This window comes from Streptomyces sp. NPDC004647, from assembly GCF_040609575.1.
Lineage (GTDB): Bacteria > Actinomycetota > Actinomycetes > Streptomycetales > Streptomycetaceae > Streptomyces.
In genome coordinates this window covers 26,816-49,766 of record NZ_JBEXKU010000040.1, presented here as the reverse complement: position 1 = coordinate 49,766, position 22,951 = coordinate 26,816, and the positions used below count along the sequence as shown (strand labels likewise).

The 22,951-nt window shown below is 68.2% G+C and carries 22 protein-coding genes; 8 read left to right on the top strand and 14 right to left on the bottom strand.

Annotation, left to right across the window (positions count from 1 at the left end; translation table 11 throughout):
* Nucleotides 1-2 precede the first annotated feature (2 nt).
* The 4 genes from ABZW18_RS19220 to ABZW18_RS19205 are packed head-to-tail and all read right to left on the bottom strand — an operon-like array spanning nucleotide 3 to nucleotide 3,679.
* Nucleotides 3-950 carry a transketolase C-terminal domain-containing protein gene (locus tag ABZW18_RS19220; protein WP_356188828.1) on the bottom strand — a complete coding sequence of 316 codons (948 nt, stop codon included), beginning with the start codon at nucleotides 948-950 and terminating at the stop codon, nucleotides 3-5.
* On the bottom strand, nucleotides 947-1,837 hold the full coding sequence (locus tag ABZW18_RS19215; RefSeq protein ID WP_356188826.1) for a transketolase: 891 nt from the start codon (nucleotides 1,835-1,837) through the stop codon (nucleotides 947-949). The genes ABZW18_RS19220 and ABZW18_RS19215 overlap by 4 nt, the downstream gene beginning before the upstream one ends.
* Complete coding sequence (locus ABZW18_RS19210) at nucleotides 1,830-2,759, bottom strand: NUDIX domain-containing protein (RefSeq protein ID WP_356188824.1); 930 nt, start codon at nucleotides 2,757-2,759, stop codon at nucleotides 1,830-1,832. The genes ABZW18_RS19215 and ABZW18_RS19210 overlap by 8 nt, the downstream gene beginning before the upstream one ends.
* Nucleotides 2,756-3,679, bottom strand: coding sequence for a class I SAM-dependent methyltransferase (locus tag ABZW18_RS19205; protein WP_356188822.1), 924 nt, complete (start codon nucleotides 3,677-3,679; stop codon nucleotides 2,756-2,758). Before ABZW18_RS19205 ends, ABZW18_RS19210 begins: the two co-directional genes overlap by 4 nt.
* Nucleotides 3,680-3,866: 187 nt before the next feature.
* On the opposite strand from ABZW18_RS19205, the gene ABZW18_RS19200 reads away from it, so the two are divergent.
* From ABZW18_RS19200 to rosC, 4 genes are read left to right on the top strand one after another with little or no spacing between them, the layout of a single operon-like run.
* Nucleotides 3,867-4,961 carry an aminotransferase class V-fold PLP-dependent enzyme gene (locus ABZW18_RS19200; protein WP_356188820.1) on the top strand — a complete coding sequence of 365 codons (1,095 nt, stop codon included), beginning with the start codon at nucleotides 3,867-3,869 and terminating at the stop codon, nucleotides 4,959-4,961.
* Nucleotides 4,958-5,989: a nucleoside-diphosphate kinase gene (locus ABZW18_RS19195; protein ID WP_356188818.1), complete on the top strand. Its 1,032-nt coding sequence runs from the start codon at nucleotides 4,958-4,960 to the stop codon at nucleotides 5,987-5,989. Before ABZW18_RS19200 ends, ABZW18_RS19195 begins: the two co-directional genes overlap by 4 nt.
* Nucleotides 5,979-7,031, top strand: a complete 1,053-nt coding sequence (locus ABZW18_RS19190; RefSeq protein ID WP_356188816.1) for a methyltransferase — start codon at nucleotides 5,979-5,981, stop codon at nucleotides 7,029-7,031. Before ABZW18_RS19195 ends, ABZW18_RS19190 begins: the two co-directional genes overlap by 11 nt.
* A 22-nt stretch (nucleotides 7,032-7,053) precedes the next feature.
* A complete protein-coding gene (gene rosC / locus ABZW18_RS19185) occupies nucleotides 7,054-7,725 on the top strand; it encodes an 8-demethyl-8-aminoriboflavin-5'-phosphate phosphatase (protein ID WP_356188814.1) in 672 nt (223 codons plus the stop codon).
* Between the two features lie 197 nt (nucleotides 7,726-7,922).
* On the opposite strand, the gene rosB is transcribed toward rosC, so the two are convergent.
* From rosB to ABZW18_RS19150, 7 genes are all read right to left on the bottom strand, one after another.
* On the bottom strand, nucleotides 7,923-8,729 hold the full coding sequence (gene rosB / locus ABZW18_RS19180) for an 8-demethyl-8-aminoriboflavin-5'-phosphate synthase RosB (protein WP_356188812.1): 807 nt from the start codon (nucleotides 8,727-8,729) through the stop codon (nucleotides 7,923-7,925).
* A gap of 233 nt (nucleotides 8,730-8,962) precedes the next feature.
* Complete coding sequence (locus ABZW18_RS19175; protein WP_356188863.1) at nucleotides 8,963-9,523, bottom strand: ABC transporter permease subunit; 561 nt, start codon at nucleotides 9,521-9,523, stop codon at nucleotides 8,963-8,965.
* A 498-nt stretch (nucleotides 9,524-10,021) separates the two neighbouring features.
* Nucleotides 10,022-10,762, bottom strand: a complete 741-nt coding sequence (locus ABZW18_RS19170; RefSeq protein WP_356188810.1) for a helix-turn-helix transcriptional regulator — start codon at nucleotides 10,760-10,762, stop codon at nucleotides 10,022-10,024.
* 624 nt (nucleotides 10,763-11,386) lie between these two features.
* Nucleotides 11,387-12,592, bottom strand: a complete 1,206-nt coding sequence (locus tag ABZW18_RS19165) for an MAB_1171c family putative transporter (RefSeq protein ID WP_356188808.1) — start codon at nucleotides 12,590-12,592, stop codon at nucleotides 11,387-11,389.
* Nucleotides 12,582-13,103 (bottom strand): hypothetical protein, encoded by a 522-nt coding sequence (locus ABZW18_RS19160; RefSeq protein WP_356188806.1) that lies wholly within the window; start codon nucleotides 13,101-13,103, stop codon nucleotides 12,582-12,584. The genes ABZW18_RS19165 and ABZW18_RS19160 overlap by 11 nt, the downstream gene beginning before the upstream one ends.
* Nucleotides 13,104-13,439: 336 nt before the next feature.
* Nucleotides 13,440-13,922 carry a hypothetical protein gene (locus ABZW18_RS19155; RefSeq protein WP_356188804.1) on the bottom strand — a complete coding sequence of 161 codons (483 nt, stop codon included), beginning with the start codon at nucleotides 13,920-13,922 and terminating at the stop codon, nucleotides 13,440-13,442.
* A 149-nt stretch (nucleotides 13,923-14,071) separates the two neighbouring features.
* Nucleotides 14,072-14,851 (bottom strand): class I SAM-dependent methyltransferase, encoded by a 780-nt coding sequence (locus ABZW18_RS19150; protein ID WP_356188802.1) that lies wholly within the window; start codon nucleotides 14,849-14,851, stop codon nucleotides 14,072-14,074.
* A 499-nt stretch (nucleotides 14,852-15,350) separates the two neighbouring features.
* Here ABZW18_RS19150 and ABZW18_RS19145 point away from each other — a divergent pair, with 499 nt between their 5' ends.
* The 3 genes from ABZW18_RS19145 to ABZW18_RS19135 all read left to right on the top strand — a co-directional run bounded on the left by ABZW18_RS19145 (nucleotide 15,351) and on the right by ABZW18_RS19135 (nucleotide 17,479).
* A complete protein-coding gene (locus ABZW18_RS19145) occupies nucleotides 15,351-15,635 on the top strand; it encodes a ribosomal protein L7/L12 (RefSeq protein WP_356188800.1) in 285 nt (94 codons plus the stop codon).
* A 509-nt stretch (nucleotides 15,636-16,144) separates the two neighbouring features.
* Nucleotides 16,145-16,615, top strand: coding sequence for a tyrosinase family oxidase copper chaperone (locus tag ABZW18_RS19140; RefSeq protein WP_356188798.1), 471 nt, complete (start codon nucleotides 16,145-16,147; stop codon nucleotides 16,613-16,615).
* 45 nt (nucleotides 16,616-16,660) lie between these two features.
* On the top strand, nucleotides 16,661-17,479 hold the full coding sequence (locus tag ABZW18_RS19135; RefSeq protein WP_356188796.1) for a tyrosinase family protein: 819 nt from the start codon (nucleotides 16,661-16,663) through the stop codon (nucleotides 17,477-17,479).
* 366 nt (nucleotides 17,480-17,845) lie between these two features.
* On the opposite strand, the gene ABZW18_RS19130 is transcribed toward ABZW18_RS19135, so the two are convergent.
* The 3 genes from ABZW18_RS19130 to ABZW18_RS19120 all read right to left on the bottom strand — a co-directional run bounded on the left by ABZW18_RS19130 (nucleotide 17,846) and on the right by ABZW18_RS19120 (nucleotide 22,105).
* Entirely contained in the window at nucleotides 17,846-18,943 is a 1,098-nt protein-coding gene (locus ABZW18_RS19130; protein ID WP_356188794.1) for a glycosyltransferase family 2 protein, read from the bottom strand.
* 351 nt (nucleotides 18,944-19,294) lie between these two features.
* Entirely contained in the window at nucleotides 19,295-20,497 is a 1,203-nt protein-coding gene (locus tag ABZW18_RS19125) for a S8 family serine peptidase (protein WP_356188792.1), read from the bottom strand.
* 558 nt (nucleotides 20,498-21,055) lie between these two features.
* Nucleotides 21,056-22,105, bottom strand: coding sequence for a CDP-alcohol phosphatidyltransferase family protein (locus tag ABZW18_RS19120; RefSeq protein ID WP_356188790.1), 1,050 nt, complete (start codon nucleotides 22,103-22,105; stop codon nucleotides 21,056-21,058).
* 338 nt (nucleotides 22,106-22,443) lie between these two features.
* On the opposite strand from ABZW18_RS19120, the gene ABZW18_RS19115 reads away from it, so the two are divergent.
* A complete protein-coding gene (locus tag ABZW18_RS19115; RefSeq protein WP_356188789.1) occupies nucleotides 22,444-22,950 on the top strand; it encodes a hypothetical protein in 507 nt (168 codons plus the stop codon).
* Nucleotide 22,951 lies beyond the last annotated feature (1 nt).

Here is a 22,951-nt window from a genome sequence, read left to right as displayed (position 1 = left end):
TCTCAACTCCTTCCGGCGGCCGCGTCGAGCACGGTCCGCGCCCGGGCTGCGATGTGGTCCGCGGTCATGCCGTACTCGTCGAGCAGGTCCCGCCATTCGCCGGTCCGGCCGTAGCAGTCGGGCATCGCCACGGGATGCACCGGAGGGTGCGGCCCGGTCGCGAGCAGCGCGGCGACCGCGGCGAACAGGCCGCCGTGCACGCTGTGTTCCTCGACGGTGAGCAGCACGGTGCAGCGTCCGGCCACCTCCGTCAGGGTGGCGCGGTCCAGCGGCTTGAGCGTGGGGACGTTGACCACGCACGCCGTGACCCCGTCCGCCCGCAGCTTGTCGGCGGCCTCCAGGGCCTCGGGGACGACCACTCCGGTGGCCAGCAGCCCCACGTCGGGCGCCGGCCCGGCCTCGCGCAGCACGCGCGCCCGGCCGATGCGGAACGCCTCGTCCGGTTCGGTCACCTCTTCGGTGGCGAACTTGCTCAGCCGCAGATAGACCGGCCCCTGGTGGGCGGCCGCGGCCAGGAGCGCCTGGTACGTCTCGTGGTAGTCGGCGGGAGACAGCACCGTCATGCCCGGGACCGCGGTCATCAGGGCCAGATCCTCGATGCCCTGGTGCGAGCCGCCGTCATGGCTGGCCGACAGCCCCCCGTGAGTAGCGACGATCTTCACATTGCTGTCCGCGTAACCGACCGACTGCCGGATCTGGTCGAAGGCCCGGCCGATGAATATCGCGTACGTGGTGGCAAAGGGGACGAGACCGGTCATCGCCATCCCCGCCGCAACGCCGATCATGTTGGCCTCCGCGATCCCCAGGTTGTAGTGCCGGTCGGGGAAGCGTTCGCGGAACCAGTCGGTGTGCGTGGACCTGGAGAGATCGGAGTCCAGCACCGCGATCCTCGGATCCCGCTCCGCGAGCGCGAGCAGGGCATGGCCGTACGCGTCCCGGGTCGCCTTCATCGGGCACCTGTCCTTCCGGAGCCTCCGGAGCCGATGTCCGCCAGCGCCGTCTCCAACTCGCCGTCGCTGACCGGGTGGTGGTGCCAGTGGGTGACGCCCTCCATGTACGAGACACCCTTTCCCTTGACCGTCCGGGCCACCAGCACCGCGGGCCTCCCCTGCTGCCGGAGCGCCGTGCGCAGTGCGGCGTCCAAGGCGTCCAGCCGGTGGCCGTCGACCTCCTGGACATGCCAGCCGAAGGACCGCCACTTGGCGGACAGATCGCCCAGCGGCATGACGTCCTCGGTGTCGCCGTCTCCCTGGAGCCCGTTCCGGTCCACCAGGACGACCAACCGGTCCAGCCCCCACTTCGCCCCGGCCATCGCGGCCTCCCAGTTCTGCCCCTCCTGCAGCTCGCCGTCCCCGACCATGCAGAAGACCCGGTTGTCCCGGCCCTGGGCCCGCCAGCCGAGGGCGAGCCCCACCGAGAGGGAGATCCCCTGTCCGAGCGAGCCCGTGCTGGCATCCACGCCTGGCAGGGCGTGCGCGTTGGGGTGGCCGTGCAACCGGCTCTCCAGGCGCCGCAGGGTGCGCAATTCCTCCGGAGGCAGATATCCGGCGCGGGCGAGTGTCGCGTACAGCGCGGGTGCCCCGTGCCCCTTGCTCAGGATGAAGTGGTCGCGTCCGGGGTCGGCGGGGTGCGCCGGATCGTGCCGCATGTATCTGAAGTAGAGCAGCGCGAGCATCTCCACCATGGACAGACTGGTGCCGCCGTGGCCCGTCTGGTTGCTGTGGATGGATCGGAGTATCCACTCCCTGATCCACCGGCAGTGCTCCTCGAGTGAGCCGACCTCCGCGCCCGTCAGCGGCGGCGGCACACGCTCACCCGGTGGCACACGCTCACTCACCGAAGACCACCTGCCCCAGCGGACGGCCGTAGCGGTCCTCGATCCTGACCTTGTCGTCCAACGCGGCCGGGGAGAAGATCTCCACGATCTCCAGCGGCTCCGCGCCGTCATTGGCGATGGCGTGCGGTACGTCCGGGGTGGACTCTCCGCACTCCAGCGCGTACAGCGGAGCGGTGTGCGCGCCGGTCCGCAGCGTCAGAACCCCGGTCCGCACCCGGAAGAACTCACGCCGGGTGCGGTGCAGATGGAAGCTGGACGACCGGCCCGGCAGCAGCCGCGCGAAGGACAGGCCCCACCGGCCCGTGCCGACGAGGATGTGATTGGCGCCGTAGGGCTTCTCGAGGTGCCACTCGGCGCGCGCCTCCAACTCGGCGGCGTCAGCATCGGCCAGGGACATGAAATCGGAGACCACGCTCTCCGGAATTCCGGGCAGTTGCGCTCGCACGCGTTGCAGCGCGGCCGCGTCGGAGGCGGCCCGCGCCTGCTCCGCAGCGGCCCGTACGCGCGGCAGCACACGGGTCAGTGCCTGCCGGTCCTCGGGATGGGTGAGCAGGCCGGCCGCCTCCTGAGGGGCGGCCCAGCGCGCTTCGGGGTTGCACGGGTCCTGGGGCGCCAGCGGGAGCGCGGGCGTGGTGAAGAGGTGCAGAGTGATCCTCTTCCACCGGGTGTCGTCGGGCCGGCCCTCCGCGTCAAGGGCGCTGCGTTCGTACGAGCACAGCTCCCCCTGGTGGACGAGCGAGGTCAGCCCCGTCTCCTCGGCCGCCTCCCGGCGGGCCGCGTCGATGGACGACTCCCCCGGATTCAGATGCCCCTTGGGCAGCGACCAGGAGGTTCCCAGCTGGCTGACGACGGCGAGCGTGCCGAGCGGATTGACGATCACGCCGCCCGCCACCTGCGGCAGCTGCCCCGGCGCCCCCGTCACGGCTTGCGTCCGATCATCTGGACGTACCCCTCCCCGAACCACAGCCGGGCAAGCGGGTGGCTGTACTCGAGGTACATCGGCGCGAGGAAGCGACGGAGGTTGCCGAACCCGTAGGTGTAGCGGGAGAGCCTCACCACGTCCTGACAGCCCGCGTCGGCGAACCAGCCCCGGATCTGCTCCTCGGTGAAGTCGAAGTCATGGTAGGTCGGAGCCTGGATACGGTCCTTGATGGTGAGAACGAGATCCGCGTCGAACAGACTGCGCAGCACCCGCTCTTCCTCGGGCAGGGACGGCTCGCGTTTGGCTTTCTCCGAGAAGAGCCAGTCCAGCGCTTCGCTGGTGCCGTCCGCGCTGAGTCCGTCGATAGTGGCGCGGAAATCCTCATCGCGTTTGTACTGATCGCGCAGAAGGTTGAAGAACTGGTAGAGCAAGCCCTTCGCATTGGCCATCACGGTGGCGAACACATAGCCGCCCGGCTTGGCGACACGGACGAGTTCGGAGTGCCCCAGGCGCGGATCGGACGTGTGGTGCAGCACTCCCGCACAGTGGACGAAGTCATACGCGCCGTCCTCGATGGAGAGCATCGTCACGTTCTCGTCGGCGAGGCTGGAACGGCTGCCATAGGCGGCCAGTTCTGCGCCGGCCACATCCATCCAGCCGGTGCCCAGGTCCACCGATCTGACATGCGCCGCTCCGAGTTCCAGAAAGGCCTTGGACGCATTGGCGTTGGAACCGCATCCGACGTCGAGTACGTGTTTCCCCTCGAACCAGTCCGGCGGCAGCTGAAAGTATTCCGGCGATATCAGGGAGACCAGTCGGCCATAAATGAGCGGATCATCCGCCTGCTCCCGGTGATGGGCGTCGAAGACCCGGCGAGTGCGCTGCTCCAGATCCTCCGTAACCGCGTCATCACGGTCCATGCGTCCCCCTCTGCGGGCGTGTGCTGCACGGTCTTTGCGTTATGGATCAGATTGCCTCCTGGCCCTACCCCGCGGCACTCCCGTGAAGAGCGAATGGCAGCATCATGCAACGCTGTGTACGCGCATCCCGGGGATCGTTTACGGTGTCCGTCCGGCCATCCAAGCCACGAAATTCAGGAGTCCCTCTGTGGCCCGGTTACTCTTCAATCCCGGCCCCACCAATACCGCCCCCGAGGTGCGCGAGGCATTGCTGGTCGGCGATTTCAGCCACCGGGATCCGGAAGTCGCCGAAGCCGCCGCCCGTATCTCGGCAGGGCTGTTGCAGGCGGCGGGGGGCACCGGCACCCACGACTGCGTGATGTTCGCGGGATCCGGGACGGCGGCGAGCGAGGCCATCATCAGCAGCCTGACCGGCCCACTGCTGGTCGTCGTCAACGGCCGGTACGCGGAGCGCCTCGCGCTGATCGCCGAGCGGCACCGCATCGCGGTGACCCGGCTCAACGTCGACCCGTACACGCCGGTCACCGCGGACGCCGTGGACGCCGCCCTGGCGGCCGATCCCGGCCTCACCCATGTCGTCGTCGTTCACCACGAGACCACGACCGGCATGCTGGTGCCGCTGCGGGAGATCGGTGCGGTCGTCGCCCGGCGCGGCCGCCTCCTGGTGGTGGACAGCATCAGTGGCATCGGAGGCCATCCACTGGACCTGCGTGCCGACAACATCGCGTACTGCTCGGTGAACCCCAACAAATGCCTGGAGTCCGTCCCCGGCATCGGTGTCGTGCTCGCCAGAACCCAGGAGCTGCGGACGCTGGCCGGCACGGCGCGCACCTTCTATCTGGACCTGTACGAGCAGTGGCGGCGCGGTCACGACGGCGGCTTCCCGTACACCATGCCCGTCCAAGTGCTCTTCGCGCTCGACCGGGGGGTCGCCCGCTGGCTGGCGGAAGGCGTGGAGCAGCGCATCGGCCGTTACGCCGCAATGGCCGCACATATGAGGCGGCGTCTGGCCGAGTCGGGCTTCGAGGTGCTGCGCCTCCCCCGCGGGTGCGAGGGCCATCTGATCACCAATCTGAGGCTGCCGGACCACATCGACTTCCCCGAGCTGGTCCACGCGGTACGCGAGCGCGGCTACACCCTGTATTCCAACCTCGACTCCCTCAAGGACGGGCGCTTCTTCGTCGCCACCATGGGGGCCATCGGCCACGACGACATCGACGGGTTCGTGGCGGCGCTGGCCGATGCCCTGCCCGCCGCGCACCGCCCGGGGACCGGCCGATGACATCCGGCGCGGAGCCGGTGCCGTGGCCGTCCTTGACGCGTATCCCGGCCAAGGAACGGCTCTACGCGCGCGAGACCTACTTCCGTGAGGGGTTCGGCGATGCCCAGGACACCTTGGGACCGAGCCTCGCGTCCGCGCTGCACCACTCCGCTCTCCTGATGCTCAAGCCGGACGGCCTGGCCGCCGGAAAGCTGCGACCCACCTGTGCCTTTCTCGAGGAACACGGTTTCAGGGTGGTCGGTGTACGGGAGTTGGGGTTCGACCGCCTCCGCTGGCGTGAGCTGTGGCGCTACCAGCTCACGACGGCCACGCTCGACCGGCTCGCGGTGAACGAGTACTTCCTCTCCGCGGGGCCGGCCCTGCTGCTGTTGTTGTGCGACAACGGTCGGCACCCCCTTCCTGCCAGCGTGCGTCTCGGCACGCTCAAGGGCTCGGCCGGCCCCGCCGGCCGGAAGCCGGGGACGCTGCGGGGCGCGCTCGGGCAGTCCAACCGGGTCCTGAGCCTGGTTCACACGGCAGACGAACCGGCCGACGTGGTACGGGAATTGGGCCTGCTGTTCGACGGGCCGGAGCGGCGCGCACTGCTCTCCGGGCTCGCCCGGGGCCGGCCTACCGCCGAGCACACCCAAGAGCTGGCCGCGGCCCTGGACCGGTACGGCGGACCCGGCCGGAGCCTGTCCGGCGCCGAGTCGCTGCGGCGCGTGAGGGCAGCGGTGGAGGCCCGGCGCGCCGCGGGCGGAACACCCGCCGGCCGGGCGGAACGCGTGCTGGCGCGGCTGGCCGAGATACGTGAGGGCGGGCTGATCGACTGGCGCGCCTTTGCCCGGGACCTGGAGGCGCTGGAGCTCACCGTTGACCGGTGGGACCTCGCCGTCCTGGGCTCGCACTGCATCCGCTGTGACGAAGCGGACCACCCCAAGCTGCTGGAGGGCCCGGACCCGGAGGCCTGGATCCGGACCACCGGCGCCGCCGGCGAGAACGGCCCCGACCACCTGCCACCGAGCCGAGAGAAGGTCCATGCAGACTGAGTCGATCCGCCCCCGGAAGGACACCGCCCCCACCCCGGCCCAGCGGCTGTATCAGCACAACGTCGACCTGAAGGTCGCCTTCGTGCTGTACGCCATAGCCAAGCTGGACATCCCCGATCTGCTCGCGGCCGGCCCGCGGAGCGTCGCGGAGCTGGCCGAGCTGAGCGGCTCCGACCCACACCGGCTCCATCGCGTGCTGCGCGCGGCGGCCGCCGTCGATGCCCTGACAGAGGAGGCGGACGGGTTCTTCGGGCTGGCCGAGATGGGCGACCTGCTGCGGTCCGACCATCCGCAGAGCATGCGCGGCATGACGACGTTCTTCTGCGAGCCCGACGTCCTCACGGCGTACGGGAACATCGTGGAGTCGGTCCGTACGGACGAGCCGGCGTTCCGGCTGCGGCACCGGGAGCCGCTGTACGACTATCTCGCACACCCCCGGAACGCGGAGATCCGCGATGAGTTCGATGCGGCGATGGTGGAATTCGGCCGGTATTTCGCCGATGACTTCCTCCGTGCCTACGACTTCTCCCGGTTCTCCCGGTTCGCCGATGTCGGCGGCGGCCGCGGCCAGTTCCTCAGCAGTGTGCTGACGGCCGTACCGGAGGCTACGGGGGTGCTCGTGGACGGGCCCGCCGTGGCCGAGAGCGCGCACCGGTATCTCACATCACAGAACCTCATCGACCGGGTCGAGCTGCGGACCGGGGACTTCTTCGAGGTCATTCCGGCCGGCTGTGACGCCTACGTTCTCCGGGGCGTGCTGGAGGACTGGGCGGACGCCGAGGCGGAGCTCCTGTTGTCCCGCATCCGCCGGGCCATGGGCGACGACCCCGCGGCCCGGCTCCTCATCCTGGACTCGGTAATCGGTGAGACCGGGGACCTCGGGAAGGTCCTGGATATGGACATGCTGGTCCTGGTCGAGGGCGAGCACCGGACGGGCCCCCAGTGGCAGGCCCTCCTCGGGCGGGCCGGTTTCGACATCGTGGGCATCGTGCCCGCCGGCGGCGTGTGGGCCGTCCTCGAGTGCCGTTCCGTCCCCCGCTGACATCGCTGATACGGAGACCATGGTGAGTGACGGACGAGACAGCTTTCTCCAAGTGATGCGCTCGGTGTACGAGCGGTATCTCGTCGGCGTCCCGGGAGTCACCGAGGTGTGGCTGATCCGGCACGCCGACTCCTACGCCGGGCTGGAGGACTACGAGGGCGACCCACGGGATCCGTCGCTGTCCCCCAAGGGCAGGGCCCAGGCCGAACTTCTGGCCACGCGGCTGGCCGACGTCCCGCTGCACAGCGTGTGGGCGAGTGGCGCCCGGCGCGCGCAGGAGACCGCACGGTCTGTCGCCGCGCGGCACGGGCTGCCGGTCACCACCGAGCCGGGGCTCCGCGAGGTGCGTACCAACTGGGACGACGGACGCACCAGCGAGCTCAAGCCGCACGGGGTCTATCCCTTCCCCGAACCGGAGCAGGAAGTGGCGAAACGGATGCGGGCGGCGGTCGAGACGGCCGTCGCCGGCACCCCGGTCAGCGAGGACGGCCGGCCTCCCCGGGTGGCGGTCGTGGCGCACGACTCCGCCCTGGTGATCCTGCTCGGCAGCCTGCTGAACCTCGGCTGGGGGCAGTTGGACATGATCCTGCCGCTGACGAGCGTCTCCGTCCTCGCCGTCAAGGGGGATCGGATGGTCGTCCGGTCGATCGGTGACGCCACTCATATGGCCTCGGCTCCGCCTGAGCTGACCTGAGCTCGACCTGACCTGAGCCGGCCCGAGGTGACCTGACGGTACGGACCGCTGCACGGCACTTCGGGCCGCTCCGGGCCCTTGCCGCTTCCGCTCCAGAGAACGGCGGGCCGCTTCGGCCGCTTCCGCTCAGAGAACGGCGGGGAGGGCGACGCATCGCAGCGCCGCCCTCTTCGAACTGCCCGTCCAGGGAAGGTTACTCAGGCCGTCTTCGTGGGTGTGCTCTCTTCATCGGCGGCCAGTACGGATTCCGTCAGCGGGACATCGCCGAGGTTCTGGAAACGCTTGTAGCGAATGGCCGGGGTGTCCACGTTGACGCGAATGGCAAACACCTCCGAGCTCTCCGCCCGTGCCTCCGCCGCACAGTCCGCCAGATTTGTGGTGAGCGGAGTGGCATCGAGAATGCGCGCCATCTGAGCGGTGTTGGAGACCATGAACCGGATCAGCTTGTTCGTGTGGAAGTGCTTGTCGCCGTGGGCCTCGATGTACCCCGGCCCGGTGCCCGCCGGGCCGAGCCAGTACGCGGCCGAGTTGGGCGGAACGATGTACCCGAGCCGGCCCAGATTGTTCAGTACAGTGCCCGCGACATGGTGGGCACCGTCCTCGTTGCCGCACATCAGCAACCCGGCGACCTTGTTGTAGAGCGGGAACTGCCCGGTGTCGGCGTTCAGCTCATCCATCAGGTTGAGCTTCTCGAGGATGACGTGTGCCGCCGATGTGCACATGTTGAGCGTGATCGGAGTGGCGATGACGAGGATGTCCGCAGCCTTGATCTTGCCCAGCAGCCAGGGCCACTCGTCCTTGCGCCGCGCCTTCTCACCCGCGTTCCAGTCGTCGAAGTCGTCCCAGTACTCCTGCTCGATATCATGGTCGATGACGCGGATGACCTCGGTTTCGATGCCCTCCTTCTGATATCCCGCCACTGCCTTGTCGATGAGCCCCTGAGTCTGGGAACGGCTGGGGGAACGCCGCAGTGTGGTGTTGAGAATCAGAGCCTTTATGGTCACGCTTCCTCCACGTCCACTTCCAGGCCGCCGGTACAGCCCGAGAAAGTGCATCGAGTTCCTGAAGCACCGGTCAGAGCAATTCGCCTGCTGTCCAAGCGCGTTGGATTTCGCTGCAAGCATCTGCCCCGGCACGGAAGTGAGTCAACCGTTCCGAACCCAGATGGCCGGAAGTGCCCAACAGACCGTTTCCAAAAGGAATCTGTATTACTCTGTGCCCCCGCCAAGTACTGTGTTCAGCGCTGTGTCCATCGCTCCACCAGCCGTACGAGCCCATAGAAAATCGCGGCGAGAAGAGTCAGCGTCAGCAGGGTGGCGAACAGGCCGAGAGTGTCGGCTTCACCGCGCTGCACAGCCAGCAGCTGCCCCAGCCCCTCACCACCCATCACGAACTCCCCGACCACGGCACCGGTGATGGACAGCGTCAGCCCGGTGCGGACGCTGGCGAGGATCTGAGGGAGGGCGAGGGGCAGCTCGATGTGCCACAGCATGCCCCAACGCCGTACGCCGTCGACCCTGGCTGCGTCCAGGATGTCCCCGTCCAGGGAGCGGAACCCATGGACGGTGGAGACCAGAATCGGAAAGAACACCAGCAGAGCGCAGAGCACGGCGATGGGCAGCAGCCCGTACCCCATCCAGAGCGCGAGCAGCGGGGCGACAGCGATGGCGGGCAATGCCTGCGAAGCGGCGATGTACGGCTGGAGAGTGCTGGCAGCCAGGGGACTGTGCGCCATGAGATAGCCCAGTGGCAGCGCCACCATCAGACCGAGGCCGCTCCCCGCGAGCGCCTCCATCACGGTCCACCGCGTCGACGTGCGGAAGTCGCCGTTCCCGATCTGCTCGCCGAAGCGCTCCACCAGGTCGGCGGGGGCGGGCAGAAAGAACGGCGAGACGCCGCCGCTGCTGGTGACCAGCTCCCAGATCCCCACCAGTGCCAGGCCGAACACCACAGGCGCCAGCACCAGACGGCTCCTCCGCCAGGCCGGCGCCCCCGCCTGGCTCCGTCTGCCCTGCGCCCTGACGCTGCGCCGCTTCCGCTCCTCGCCCGTGCGTTGCCGGTCACCGGCCTGTTCGAGGTCGGTCGGCGGCGGTTGTCCGCCGCTCCCCTGCTGAGTGGCCGCGCCCCGTTGAGGTGCGGTGCCGGTGCCGTACCGGGCCATAGACCTTCCCCCCAGTCGTGTGGATCCGGCCGGTTCCACGCACAGCCGCGCCACTGGCCGGAACACATACGTCAGCGCGGACAGTTCTGCGGCGCGGACGCCACCGAGAAATCCCGAATTTCGGCCGTGGGCAGGCTATATCCCCCGAGGCGCAGAGCGTACGGCCCCTCGCCCCCCGGGCAGGGGAGATGCGGCGCCCGGAGCCGCCGGGCGGGCCGTCACGGCTCGCCCGACGGCACTGTGGTCGTCCAACAGCCCGATCTGCGCAGCGCGCACCCCTGCCTGGAACCGGGACTCCGCTCCCAACTCCTTCATGATCGTGGCCACATGGCGGCGGTAGGTGCGCAGGGACAGGCTCGCCCTCCGAGCCGCCACCTCGTCCTTGTAGCCCATCGCCATCAAGTGCAGCACCTGGCGTTCCGGCGCACTCCTGGCGTCCTCCTCGGAGTGGAGCACGGAGACGGACGAGCGGGCCGGCCCCAAGAGGGTGCGGGAGAGCACCTCGACCACCGCCGGATTGTTCACGACCACGACAGACGTCGCCCCGGGGCCGTTCACCTCGGGGAACTCGATGGCCGCCGCCGACCGGTCCCTGATCGCCAGCACACCCTGGGTCGCCACTCCGGTGACCGAGACATGCAATCGGCTGTCCGCCCTCGAGAGTTGCTTACGCATGCTCGGGAGCTGGGTGACACTCGGCGGGCAGAGCAGACTCACGTCCACCCCGCGGTCCGTCAGGCGGGAGGCCGCCGCGTCGATCACTTTGAAGTGATCGACGGCCAGGGTCGACCGGTCGGTGAAGTTGACACTCCAGATGACCTCGCGCTTCGCCGCCAGGGTCCAGCGGGCGATCCGGCGTACGGGATCCTCGGTCATGTCGTGAGGCTCGGCAGTCCAGGGTGACATCACCTGACGGTGGTTCATGGAATCCCCCTAATCTTGGCCAAACTCGTGAGCTGGTCGCGGTCCGCTCCCGCAGCGGGGACACCACCGGGGCGTGGCTGCGCCGCCGTGGTCCCGAGGTCGTCCGCGCGAGAACGTCCGGTGCGGCGGCGGACAGGGAACGGCTGCAGCGTCGGAGCACGGAGTGGTGTGAAGCAGGCAGGCATCCGTCGTGTCCTTGGGGGCCGGTTCGCTCGGTCCTCGTCGGCCAACGCCTGGATACGAGCGCCTCCCCCGAGCGAGACATGCCGACACTGACACAGTCGCCTACACCATTACTCCTGTGACGCAGAGCGCAGTCTCATGGGGCCGCCCGCCATCAACCGCACGCGGGAAAACGCTACTTGGCGGTTACCGGCCGGTCAAGACGTCCGCTATTGCGGATGATGGATCCGGTCGGGGGCCGGGGGCTGCGGGGGCCGGGTGGACGCTCTGATTCCGGGGGCTTCCGGTTACGAGCCGTCCTGGCCGTCGCCATCCGTGAGGGATGCCGTACCACCAGGGCGTACACCGTGCACCTCCAACCGAAGCCGATGGGCCTGTTCCGAGGACGACCCCTCAACGCCTGGTCCACCACCTCGTCGGCAGCGAGCCACTCCCAGGGCTCGGCCGGCTACTCAACGCCCCTGCACGGGCCGCCCCGTAGGCTCTCGCCACGTCCAGAAGAAACGTTCTCTCATCTTCAAGGTCCCCGTCGAAGGCGAATGGGTTGACGGCGCTCGACCGCTGGGGGCGGTGGCCGGCGAGCTTGGCGCTGCGCGCCTCCCGCATGGCGCACGCCAGTACGGCCGCGTCGGTGCCCGGATGCGGAACTCCAGCATCCGTCCCATGGCTGCACGCAAGGCCCGAGCCGGCCGGCTGAACATAGTCGTAGAGGACCAGGATGGCGTCCCGGGTCTCGATGACCCTGCGATACACCAGAAGCTTGCGGGGGATGAGGGGCCACAGGATCTCGGCGGTCCTCGACCTGGGCTTGGTCAGGGCGACGTGGGGCACGGCATCGACAAGGTCTCGCCACAGGGGCCACAGGTGCCAGGCCGTCGTGATGTCCGCCGCCGCACGGCGGGCCGTGAAGAGCGTCGGAACGAGGATGGCCGACGCCCGGAACACCGCATGCAGGTTCATGAGCAGCGGAAGGAAGGGCATGACCCGGTTCGTGTCGAGGGTAAGCCGGAGAAAATAGACGAGCCAGAACAGTCCGGCGAATGCGGTTCCCAGGCCGAACAGTTTCAGGCCCGCTCCGAGAGAGGGGCTCTCCGCACGTAGGCCGTACCGCCAGCAGACTCGGACGCAGGCCGCATTTGCCAGCAGATGGGCCGCAATCAGCGTCAGCCAGTAGGCAGCGGAAGGGGACGGCTCACCGACTGCGGGGATGCTGTGCTCCTGATGCGGCGGCGCACCGAGGTCGAAGAGCAGGAGGGCGACCATGATCGCACCCACGGCGAGGCACAGACCGACTTTCAGACGGCGCCCGCTGGTGTGTGCGACGGCGACAAAGTGCAGCACGGCACCGGCGGACAGCAATCCGAACATGTTCCTCGTCAGTGCGGCGCCATGCGCCGAGCCGGAGGCCTTCAGTATGAGCGAGACAACCACGGGGAGATTGAGGGCCATGGCGACCGCCGCCGTGGCAACCGCCAGCCACAGCCCGCGTTGTTGAGGGGAGCGAAAGGCCGAGGGCCCGCGCACCAGAACCGCGAACCAAAGAAAGAGGCTGCAGGGGTATTCCAGCCGGTTCCCGAGCTCTGCTAAATCACCCGCCACGGGACGCCTCTATTCCCAGAGCCGACTCGAGCTTGCCCAGAACGCCACTCGACTGCTCCGGATGAGGCCGGTCCGCGCTTGTCCGTATCAAACTGGCAAGCATTTCCGCTTCCTGCTCCTGGCGCGTTGTGTAATTGGTGCGGCCGAGGAGATGCCTCACCAGCCGCGGGTCCAGGTCCGACAGAAGTGCTTGTGCCCCCACGTTGTCTCCCGTGTCCAGCGAGTCATGGCCGAACAGGATGTGCCCGAATTCATGCAGCATGATGTGCTCTTGGTGCAGCCGCGACGTCTGCTTCTCATAGAAGACGTGATCGTCGATTGCGGTACCGAGCCACAGGCCGCATGTGCCGGACATGGCTGCTTCCGGCGGTAGCGGGTGAAGGTAGAGGGGCCGACCCCGCTGTTCGGCGATGTGGTGACACAGAGCTTCGATGGAGAACGGCCGAGGCAAGTCGATTTGAGCGAGTATCGGCTCGCAACGCCGGCGCAACTTGAGATATCTGTACGACATGTGCTGTTCCGTTGGGCCTTCCTTGGGCAGCGCCGATATCCGTGCGCACAAACAGACATCAGCCTTCCCAACCGGCGGCCGTCCAATAACGGATGTCACTCATGGCGGCAGCCATGCATGCGGCGGCGAATCTCGTGCGTCCGTTGCGGCCGAGAGTGGTTGAAGCCATGGCCGATCCCGGCCGTCTGATCACAGAGTTACGGCCGGCGCCCGTACGTCTGCTGGAGATCCTGACAACCAGCAGCCTGGGGAGGGATGCGCCGTTTCACTCCGGCCCGCTCTCCCGAAGAGCGACAATCCGTGGTTGGACAATCCCTGCCGACCTGCGCCCGCTGCCTAGCCATCGGCGCCCCCGTTCTCCGTGTCGCGATCCCTGACCTCAGGGAGATTCTGCACCCTGCGCGCTTCGTTGACCATGGTCAGCAAGGCATCCAGACTTGTCGGCGACAACCCCTCCGACCTCAGGGCAAGATTGCGGATCCTGGCATCACGCAATGCGGTGGCCAGCGCGAGCTGGGATTTGACGCGCTGAGAAACTTCATCATTCAAGAAATACTCCGGGGGCACGCCGAAGAACTGCGCGAGGATGTCAAGCTGTTCCAAGGTCACATTGCGCTTCTTGCCCGTTGCCAGTTCCCAGAGGTACGTACCGGAGATGGCACCTCCGGTCACCTCGCTGATCTCCTTGGCCAGCCTGGCGTACCCCGGCCGCTTGCGCTCGTCGGGGTAGATGGTCTGAATCAGCTCGTTGAGCCGCCTGTCGAACTTCTGCAGTATCGGGCGGCCAGCCTCGTGACGTGCTGATTCGCTGCTGCCCATGTACCGTCCTTCGCGCCGGAGGGGATCTCTGTCGGACGTGGCCGTCCGCTTCAGCGGACGGCCACGTCCTTGCATGCATACCGACCGTCCGCCCACCTTGGCAAGGGCTCTGAACTGCACGGGGTGTGACGCGTCATCCGCTATAGCTGTCAGTGACGGCCGGCGCCGCTCTGGTCGGCGACGAGCAACCGGTAGCCGTAGTCCATGCTGTCGCGGGCCAGTAGGTCGGCGTGGTGCTCTGCCCAGGCCCCGGAGTCCAGGTCGGCCCGGAGCCGTTCCATGGCCGGTTCGACGACGTCCGCGGGCAGCTCAGCGAGCGACGAGCTGGCGTGGCGCACCGACGATTCCAGGTACTGCTCGGGGCGGCGCCAGAAGGCGTTCTGGAAACCATCGGTGAAGTCGTACGGGATCGGGAAGGAACTCACGGTGTGAGCGCCCATCGCTTCGACGACCTCTGACAGCGTAGGGAAGCGGGAGAGATCCAGCTCCCGAATCTGCGGCAGGTACTCGTCGATCAGCCACAGCTCCGGACGGTGAGCGGGATCCCAGGTGAACACCACCTGCCGCCGGGACACCCGGCGCATCTCCCGCAGTCCACGGCGGAAGTCGGTCCAGTGGTGCACGGTCAGCACCCCCATGGCCGCGTCGAACACCCCGTCCCGGAACGGCAGATCCTCCGCGTGGGCCCGCACTCTGCGGGATCCGGGGTGCTGGTCGAGCATGACCTGGGAGGGGTCTACAGCCGTGACTTCGACATCGGGCGGTTCGTAAGAGCCCGCACCCGCGCCGACATTCACTACAGTCCGCGCCCCTGAGAGAGCCTTGTTGATCAGCGCGGCCAGTCTCGGGTCAGGGCGACGCACCTGCCCGTAGCCCGTCCCGATGCGATCGTAGGTCGCTGGTGTGCCGGCGGAAGCATGAGAAGCCATGGGGCTATCCCACTGGATAGACGACCGTCTTTCCACCACCCACCACCCACCACCCACCGCTCACCACCAACTCACCCACCGCGCGGGAGCCGTGCTCCGGGCGGCCGGCTCGCACCCGGACCGGACGGTACGAGTGGGCTGCGGCAGGGCTTCGGTCCACTGGCCGCTTGCTGGGTAACGATTTGGGCGGGAAACTGCGCCTCCGCTGCGCGGCCACTCCCGCTGCCGGATCGGCCGGATCGTCAGTGCCTGAGGCCGCGGTCCATGGCTCCGGAGCCGCTGCCCCGGCTCCACTCCGCTCCGGCGACAGCTGCGCAAGTCGCCGCGAGATACTGACCCGTACCGCTTGAAGCACCGATGTGGCCTGGGGCTGCATGGCCGCCCAGAGCGCCCCTCGCGATCCATGGCGGTACACCCCTGCCGGCGTACGACGTGCCGGCGTAGGACGTGCCGGGCGTACGACGTGCCGCTGTCCGACGAGCTGGCTAGGATCCGGAACATGGACATAGCGGTGTACCTCCTCATCCCTCTTGTCGGACTCCTGGGCGCGACCATAGAGCGCAAGCTCGGTCGGATCGATCGCAGAATCGCCCGAGTGGAGCGCAAGGTTGATCTGGTCATGGGCCATCTGGGCATCCGCGATGCCGACCCGGAAATGGATCAGGTCGGTGCGCTCCTGCTGGACGGGAAGAAGCTCCAAGCAATCAAGGTCTACCGCGAGGTCACGGGAGCTGAGCTGAAGGAGGCCAAGGACGCGGTCGAGCGAATGGCGACCCGGCTCTGAGTTGTGACTCAAGGCCGGTACCAACGCCAGCGCCAGCGACTTCGATGGCCGCCACGTCCCCTCCCCCGACACGGATGCCACCCGATCTCCTCTCCCTCCCCTCTCGGGTCGATCGAGCGGGAGAACGCACCTGAGTGACCGGCGGCCCCGACGAGCGGTGCCGGACCGGTGATGGCGCGCTGCCAAACGCCTCTCGGGATGCGCATTCCCGCCGACTTCCTGGCGTGAGAGACGTCACCCTTTATGGTCAACAGCGAGAGAATATTCGGTTGTTGGCATCAGAAACAGCGGAATATTTGCTTCCGCGACCCTCGGCGATGCAGCCCGAGCAAGATCGCCGTCGTTGAATTTTGCAATGCCATGAGCCGAATGTCTGGTTCATGGCCAACCTCCTTCTTGCGGTGTCTGCTCCTGCCAGCATGTTGCAGCGCGGGACGATCATCGATCCGCAGAGCGAAGACCGAACCTTCCGTGGCACCGCCGCAGAAGACGAACAGAGGAGGTCCTCCATGTCCCGTCCCACCCGCCGCCACGTTCTGCGCGGTAGCGCCCTGGTGCTGGCCGGAGCCGCGCTGGCCACACCGGCGGCCGTCGCCGCTGCCACCGCCTCCCGCTCGGGTGCACCGGACAAGCGCCCCGTCCGCTCCGGCACTTCCGAGATACCCGAGGCCTTCTCCGAGGTCTATCTCGGCCGCCTCATCGAGGGTAGGCCGATGAACCAGGACGAAGGCCACGAAGGCAACGGCGGTCACGGCGGTCACGGCGGCAGCCACGCAGACCGCGGTGGTCACCAAGGCCACGGGGCGATGGGCTACTCCGTGCGCGTCGACGGCGAGGAGCTGCACGTGATGCAGAACGCCGACAGCACGTGGATCAGCGTGGTCAACCACTACGAGACGTTCCGAACCCCACGCGCGGTGGCCCGCGCCGCCGTTCGCGAGCTCCACGGCGCGGATCTCGTCCCGGTTCCCGTCGGCTGACCGGCGCCCCTCAGACCGTCCACCAACCCACGAGGAGACCTCGACATGGCAGACCGGAAGAACCAGGCGGACCTCACCGCCACCGAGAAGCGGAACTTCGTCGACGCGGTGCTGGCACTCAAGCGGAGCGGCCGCTACGACGAATTCATCACCACGCACAACGGTTTCATCATGGGTGACACCGACAACGGTGAGCGGGTGGGCCACCGCTCACCGTCGTTCCTCCCCTGGCACCGCAGGTTCATCCTGCAGTTCGAGCAGGCTCTGCAGACCGTCAACCCCTCGGTCACGCTGCCCTACTGGGACTGGACCGCCGACCGCACACCGCGTAGCTCCCTGTGGGCGGACGACTTCCTCGGCGGGAACGGGCGAAGCGGCGACGGCCGGGTGACCACTGGTCCCTTCGCCACCGGCAGCGGCAACTGGACCATGAACATACGGGTCGATGGGCGGACGTATCTGCGGCGCGCTCTCGGAGTCGGCGTCCGCGAGCTCCCGACCCGGGCCGAGGTGGACGCGGTGCTGGCCATGCCCGTCTACGACGCGGCTCCCTGGAACAGCGCGTCCGACGGCTTCCGCAACAACCTCGAGGGCTGGCGGGGCGCGAACCTGCACAACCGCGTTCACGTCTGGGTCGGCGGTCAGATGACCACCGGCGTGTCGCCCAACGACCCGGTCTTCTGGCTGCACCACTGTTTCATCGACAAACTCTGGGCCGACTGGCAGCGCCTGCACCCGACCTCGAGCTACGTGCCGACCACCGGCACACCCAACGTCGTGGACCTGAACGAGACGATGAAGCCCTGGAACGACGTCACTCCGGCGGACATGCTCGACCACACACCGCACTACACCTACGCCTGACAGCGGAGCCCACCGGGCATGGGGGACGAAGCCGCGTTCTCCTGACGCCAGTTGTCGGGGGTGCGAGCCGGGGAGAACGGTCCAGGAGCGGCACGAGAGCGGCACGCTGGTCCGGACCGTCCTCGGCCCGTTCACATCAGGCTCTGGTCAGCTCACGGTCGATGGCCCTGGCGTCCTCGTCCTGGGCGAGCCATCGGCCGCAGCCAAAGGACCACTCCTGCTTGCATGTGCGCACATCGGCGCAAAGACTTGGTCGGAGTTGCTCCGCCGGGCGGCCGCCGCGCCGGGCGCAGGCACTGTTGAAGCGCATCCGCTTCGTGCACGTAGGGGACACCGGTGAGGGCGACGGCCGTAGGACGCGGGTGTTCACCGCGCTGCTGATGGCTCGGCGCCGACCATTGCGGCAGGGGTGGGGGCTCGGCCTTTCTCGTAGACCGTGAGGCCCCGGGAGAGTCCGAGCGGGACCAGGAGGAGTTCGACGACCAGGGCCTTCCACGCGTAGTAGAGGTTGACGACCTTTGTCGGGTAGACGCAGGGGATGTTCAGCAGTACGCCGAGGACCGGGAGCTTCCGCCTGCGCGCCGCGTAGACCAGGGGTGGTGCGGTGAGGACTATCTCCGCGCAGGCCCACCACGCCAGCGTCGGGGCCAGGGGACGGTCCGTCGTCGCCGCGACGACGAAGGGCGTGGCCCACCACAGCGGAGCCGTGACGATCTCCAGCAGCGCCACGAGAACCCACACGGCGAGCAGCGGCTTTCTGAACAGCAACTGCCCCATGTGCAGCCGGACGTTCTGACAGAACCCGGCCATCCACCGCCAGACCTGCTTGCGCAGATACGTCAGGGTCTCGGGGTCGGCCGCCCATGCCACCGCGTCACCGACATAGACGGCCTTGCGGCCCACGATCTGCTGGGACCAGGTGAAGTCCATGTCCTCGACGATCGTGCGCTCCGGGAAGCCCCCGAATGCCATCAGAACGTCCCGCCGGAACGCCGAGCAGCAACCGGAGCAGACCATCGGGCTGTTGGCACAGTTCTGGATCGGCCGGTGCCAGTGGAATCCGAAGAGGTACTCGACGGACCGGCCGCGCTCCCACACCGTTCGCGTGTACCGCGTCTGCACATTGCCTGCCGCGACGACCACGCCGGGGTCGTCGAAGGCCGGTTCGATCTTCTCGATGTAGTCCGGCGCCAGCACGGTGTCGGCGTCGACCGCGAGCACCAGATCGGTAGTACAGTGCGGCAGCGCGTAGTTCTGCGCCTTCGCCTTGCTGCCGAGATTGCCCGGCGGCGTCAGCACCGTCACGCCGAACGAGCGCGCCACCTCTCCCGTGCGGTCGGTCGAGCCGTCATCGACGACGATGACTTCGTCGGGCCGGAGCGTTTGCCGGGCGAGGGACTCCAGCGTCGCGGGGAGCCCCTCCTCCTCGTTGTGCGCCGGAACGATGACAGTGAGACTTCGCATGGTTCATTCCCCCGAATGTGCCGAACTTCCCGAACGATCCGAGCCTCCCGGCTATCCCCGGGTTCCGGACCGCACCTCCCACCACGGCGACAAGCCCGACCGCGGCGTAGACGATGGTGCTGAAGCCGATGAACGGCAGACCCCCGTGCATCCTCATCCCCCTGACTCCCCTGGCTGTTGCCCTTGCCCTTCCATCACCGACGGTAGCCGCCGCGGCGAATTCGCGCCGCGGCCGCTCGCGTCCTGTGGATAACTCATCGGGCGGGCAGCCGGTACCTGGGGCAAACGGGACCGGCCGCCACGCCCCGTGGGGGAGGGCGTGGCGGCCGGCGTCTGCGGGAGCTTGCGGAGTTACTCCACGACCTTCAGCAGCTTGTTCGGGGTGCCCTCGCTCGGGTTGGAGATCTTGTCCGGCGTGGCCCCCTCGGTCAGCGCGGCAGCCACCTTGTCGGGGGTGGCGTCCTTGTGGTTGCCGAGGTAGACGGCAGCGGCACCCACGACGTGCGGGGTCGCCATGGACGTACCGGAGATGGTCTTGGTGCCGTCGTCGCTGTCGTTCCAGTCGGAGGTGATCTCCGAGCCCGGGGCGTAGATGTCGACGACACTGCCGAAGTTGGAGAAGTCGGACTGCTCGTCCTTCTCGGTGCTGGAGGCGACGGTGATCGCTTCCTTCACCCGAGACGGGGAACCCTGGCCCGCGTCGCTGGACTCGTTGCCCGCCGCGACCGCGAAAGTGACGCCGGAGGCGATCGCCTTCTTCACCGCGGCGTCCAGGGCCTCGTCGGCGCCGCCGCCGAGGCTCATGTTGGCGACGGAGGGACCCTGGTGGTTCTGGGTGACCCAGTCGATGCCCGCGACGACCTGCTCGGTGGTGCCGGAGCCCTGGTCGTCCAGCACGCGGACAGCAACGACCTTGGCCTTCTTGGCGACGCCGTGGTCCTTGCCGGCGATGGTGCCCGCGACGTGGGTGCCGTGGCCATTGCCGTCGTCCGCCGAGTCGTCACCGTCGACGGCGTCGAAACCGGAGCTGGCGCGGCCCTCGAAGTCCTTGTGCGTGGTGCGCACTCCGGTGTCGATGACGTACGCCGTGGCGCCCTCGCCCGCTGCGTCCGGGTAGGCGAACTTCTTGTCACCCGCGGTGTCGGCCTGGTCGATCCGGTCCAGGCCCCACGACGGCGGGTTCTCCTGCGTGGCGTTGATGCTGAACTTTTTGTTCTGCACGACCTTGCCGACGGCCGGGTCGCCGGCGAGCCGCTTGGCCTCGGTCTCGGTGAGGCCGTTGGCGGAGAAGCCGTTGACCGCCGAGGAGTACGCGCGCTTGAGCTTGCCGCCGTACTCCTTGGCGAGGTCCTTCTTGTCGGCCTTCTCGTCCAGCAGAACGATGTAGCTTCCGCTGATGGCGGTCTCGGCGTTCGCGCCGAAGATCTTTCCCTCGGCGGGTGCGGGGCTCGCGCCCGCGGGGAGCGTCAGCAGGGTGCCTCCGGCGAGAACCGCCGCCGTGGCGGATATCGCCACCGTGAGCCGACGCTTGCCGTAACGCTTGTGGTTAGCCATGAAGAGAGGTCTCCTCGATTGCTGTGTGGGGGGTTGAAGCGTTGTTGCAATCGCCCCGATCCGCAGGAAGATATGCGTCCGGGTGGCTCGAAACCCTGACCGATTGACGCGAGCAATTCAATGACAAGGGTGTGACATCTCGCAGGTGTGACGCAGGCAACAATGCAGCAGAAATCCCAAACCATGGCAATCGGGACCAAGTTGAAGCGACCGGCCTCAACTCCGCTACATCTAAGGGGACATGGTCGGTCGCATGAGGGGCGCGCCCCCTCCAAAAGGCGGAGAGGGCGGCGCCCGGTTCACCGGAGAGCAGGATGGCCGGTCCCGGGCGCCGTGCAGCTTCGTAGCAGCGGAGGTGAGGGCGAGCGCCGTGGCGCTCGCCGTGCCGCCGAGGACCGCCGCCCGGGAGGGCGGTGACGAGCCGGAAGGACCAAGGGCCCTGTTCCGGAACGGGGGTGTGTACGGGCCCGGGGTTACGGCTTCCGGGCCCGCGCGCGTGCCGGTGCCGATCCGTGCGGGCGGCTCGCCCGTACGCCACCGCCCTGATGTGCCATGCCGTCAGACCGTCGACGATGTCCCGAAGGACTGGATCGTGCGGGTGAAGTCGCGGGTCGACAGCAGCAATTTGTAGATGACGGCGAGCTCGAAGGCGAGAAGCAGCGCACCGGCTCCCATGGTCACCGGGGCAATGGCGTCCACGGCCGGGGCGACGATGAACACGGCCATCTGGAACTCGATGCCGCTGATCAGATGCGTACGGATGCGGTGGCGCAGCAGGAACGAGCGGAACCGGATGTACCAGGGAAAGCGGTGCCGGAACTCCTGGTGCAGGTCGACGACGTCCGGTCGGCGCCGCTCCGGCATAAGCGGTGCCCCCACGCCCGGACCGACTCCCGGACCCGCGCCCGGACCCGCGCCCATGTCCGCGGCGGTGTCCGCGCTCACGCTCGAGCCCGCGTCCACGGCCATGTGCGCGCTCACAGCCACGCCCGCCACAATCCGGTCCTGCTCGAGATCCGCTTCCGGGTTCTCCTGCAACAGGTCTTCCATGAAGGTGAGTTCCTGTTGGTCCTCGGCCCTGCGCGCCGCGCGCATCCGGGACTTGATCTGCTTGCGCATCCCGTGCCGGATCTTGAAGATCTGCAGTGAGTCGACATAGCGCAGCATGTCGAGGAAGACCACGCCGAGCGCCAGCCACAGATACACGACCTCCCCGGTACGGGCGTACTGGCCGCCCATCAGCGCGACGGCACAGGCCAGCACGCGCAGCCGGTCGAAGACGTAGTCCAGCCAGGCGCCGAACACCGATCCGGTGCCGGTGAGCCGGGCGAGCTTGCCGTCCATGCAGTCGAGGATGAAGCTCAGGTGGTAGAGCGCGGCTCCGGCCAGCAGCCATCCCCAGCTCCCGGCGGCGAAGCAGCCGGCAGCGCCGAGGCCGAGGAAGAGCGCGAGCCAGGTGATCTGGTTCGGAGTGACGCGGGTCCACATCGCGGTCCACCGGACGAGCGGAGTGGCGACGGGGTCCACCAGCAACACCGTCCACCAGGCGTCACGTTTCTTCTCGGTGGTGCGGCGCACCTCGGCGAGGGGCGGTATGTCTCGGGGCATGGCCCACTTCCTGGCAGCAGGTTCTGTCTGGTTCACCCGACGTTAGGAATGCAGTAACCCAAAGGACAAGATCCGCCCAGCACAACCTTTACCCGGGGGTATCGGTCTCTTTCACTGCCTGAGTCGATGACAGTTTCAGGCCCCGCGCTCCCTGCGCGCTGTCGTGAGGCCCTGCACCTCGTATGGACCAGCTCTGGGGTGCGTACGACTCTGCGCTGGTCAGCGTCTCCTTGCGTCGGGTGACGGGGCAACTGGGCGCCGGGGAGCACGATGACCGAGCAGCGCGGCGAAGCGCGTGGCGGCGGCCGGGTCCGGTTCATCACCGGGACGAGTTCCGGATGGGGCGGGAACTCGCCCTCGCCGTGATCGCTCACGGCGACCGGGTGGTGGCCACCGCTCGTGACGTCTCAACCGTCGCCGATCTCGTGACGCCCGCGCCCCGCCGGGTCAGGGCCGTGCGGCTGGATGGTAGCGGCGAGCACCAGGTTGCCGTTCTGAACGCCGTCATGGTGCTGACGGACGGCCCGACCGTCAAGACCTCCCGCTGCCGGGCGCCGATGCCCAGAGCGGGCACCCACGCCCGGGCCCGGACCCCCGCGCCCACATGCCCGCGCCCAGAGCCCGCACCCATGCCCGGGCCCTGCGCGCCCGAACCCGCCCCGGCCGCGGAAGCGCCCTGCCGGCGCGGCTGGGAGACTGAGTCCCGTACGGCGTCCCGTACGGCGTCCCGTACGGGGCTCGTACGGGGCTCGTACGGGGCTCGTACGGGGCTCGTACGGGGCTCGTACGGGGCTCGTACGGGGCTCGTACGGGGTCCCGTAACGGCACTCGGACAGCGGAGGTAGG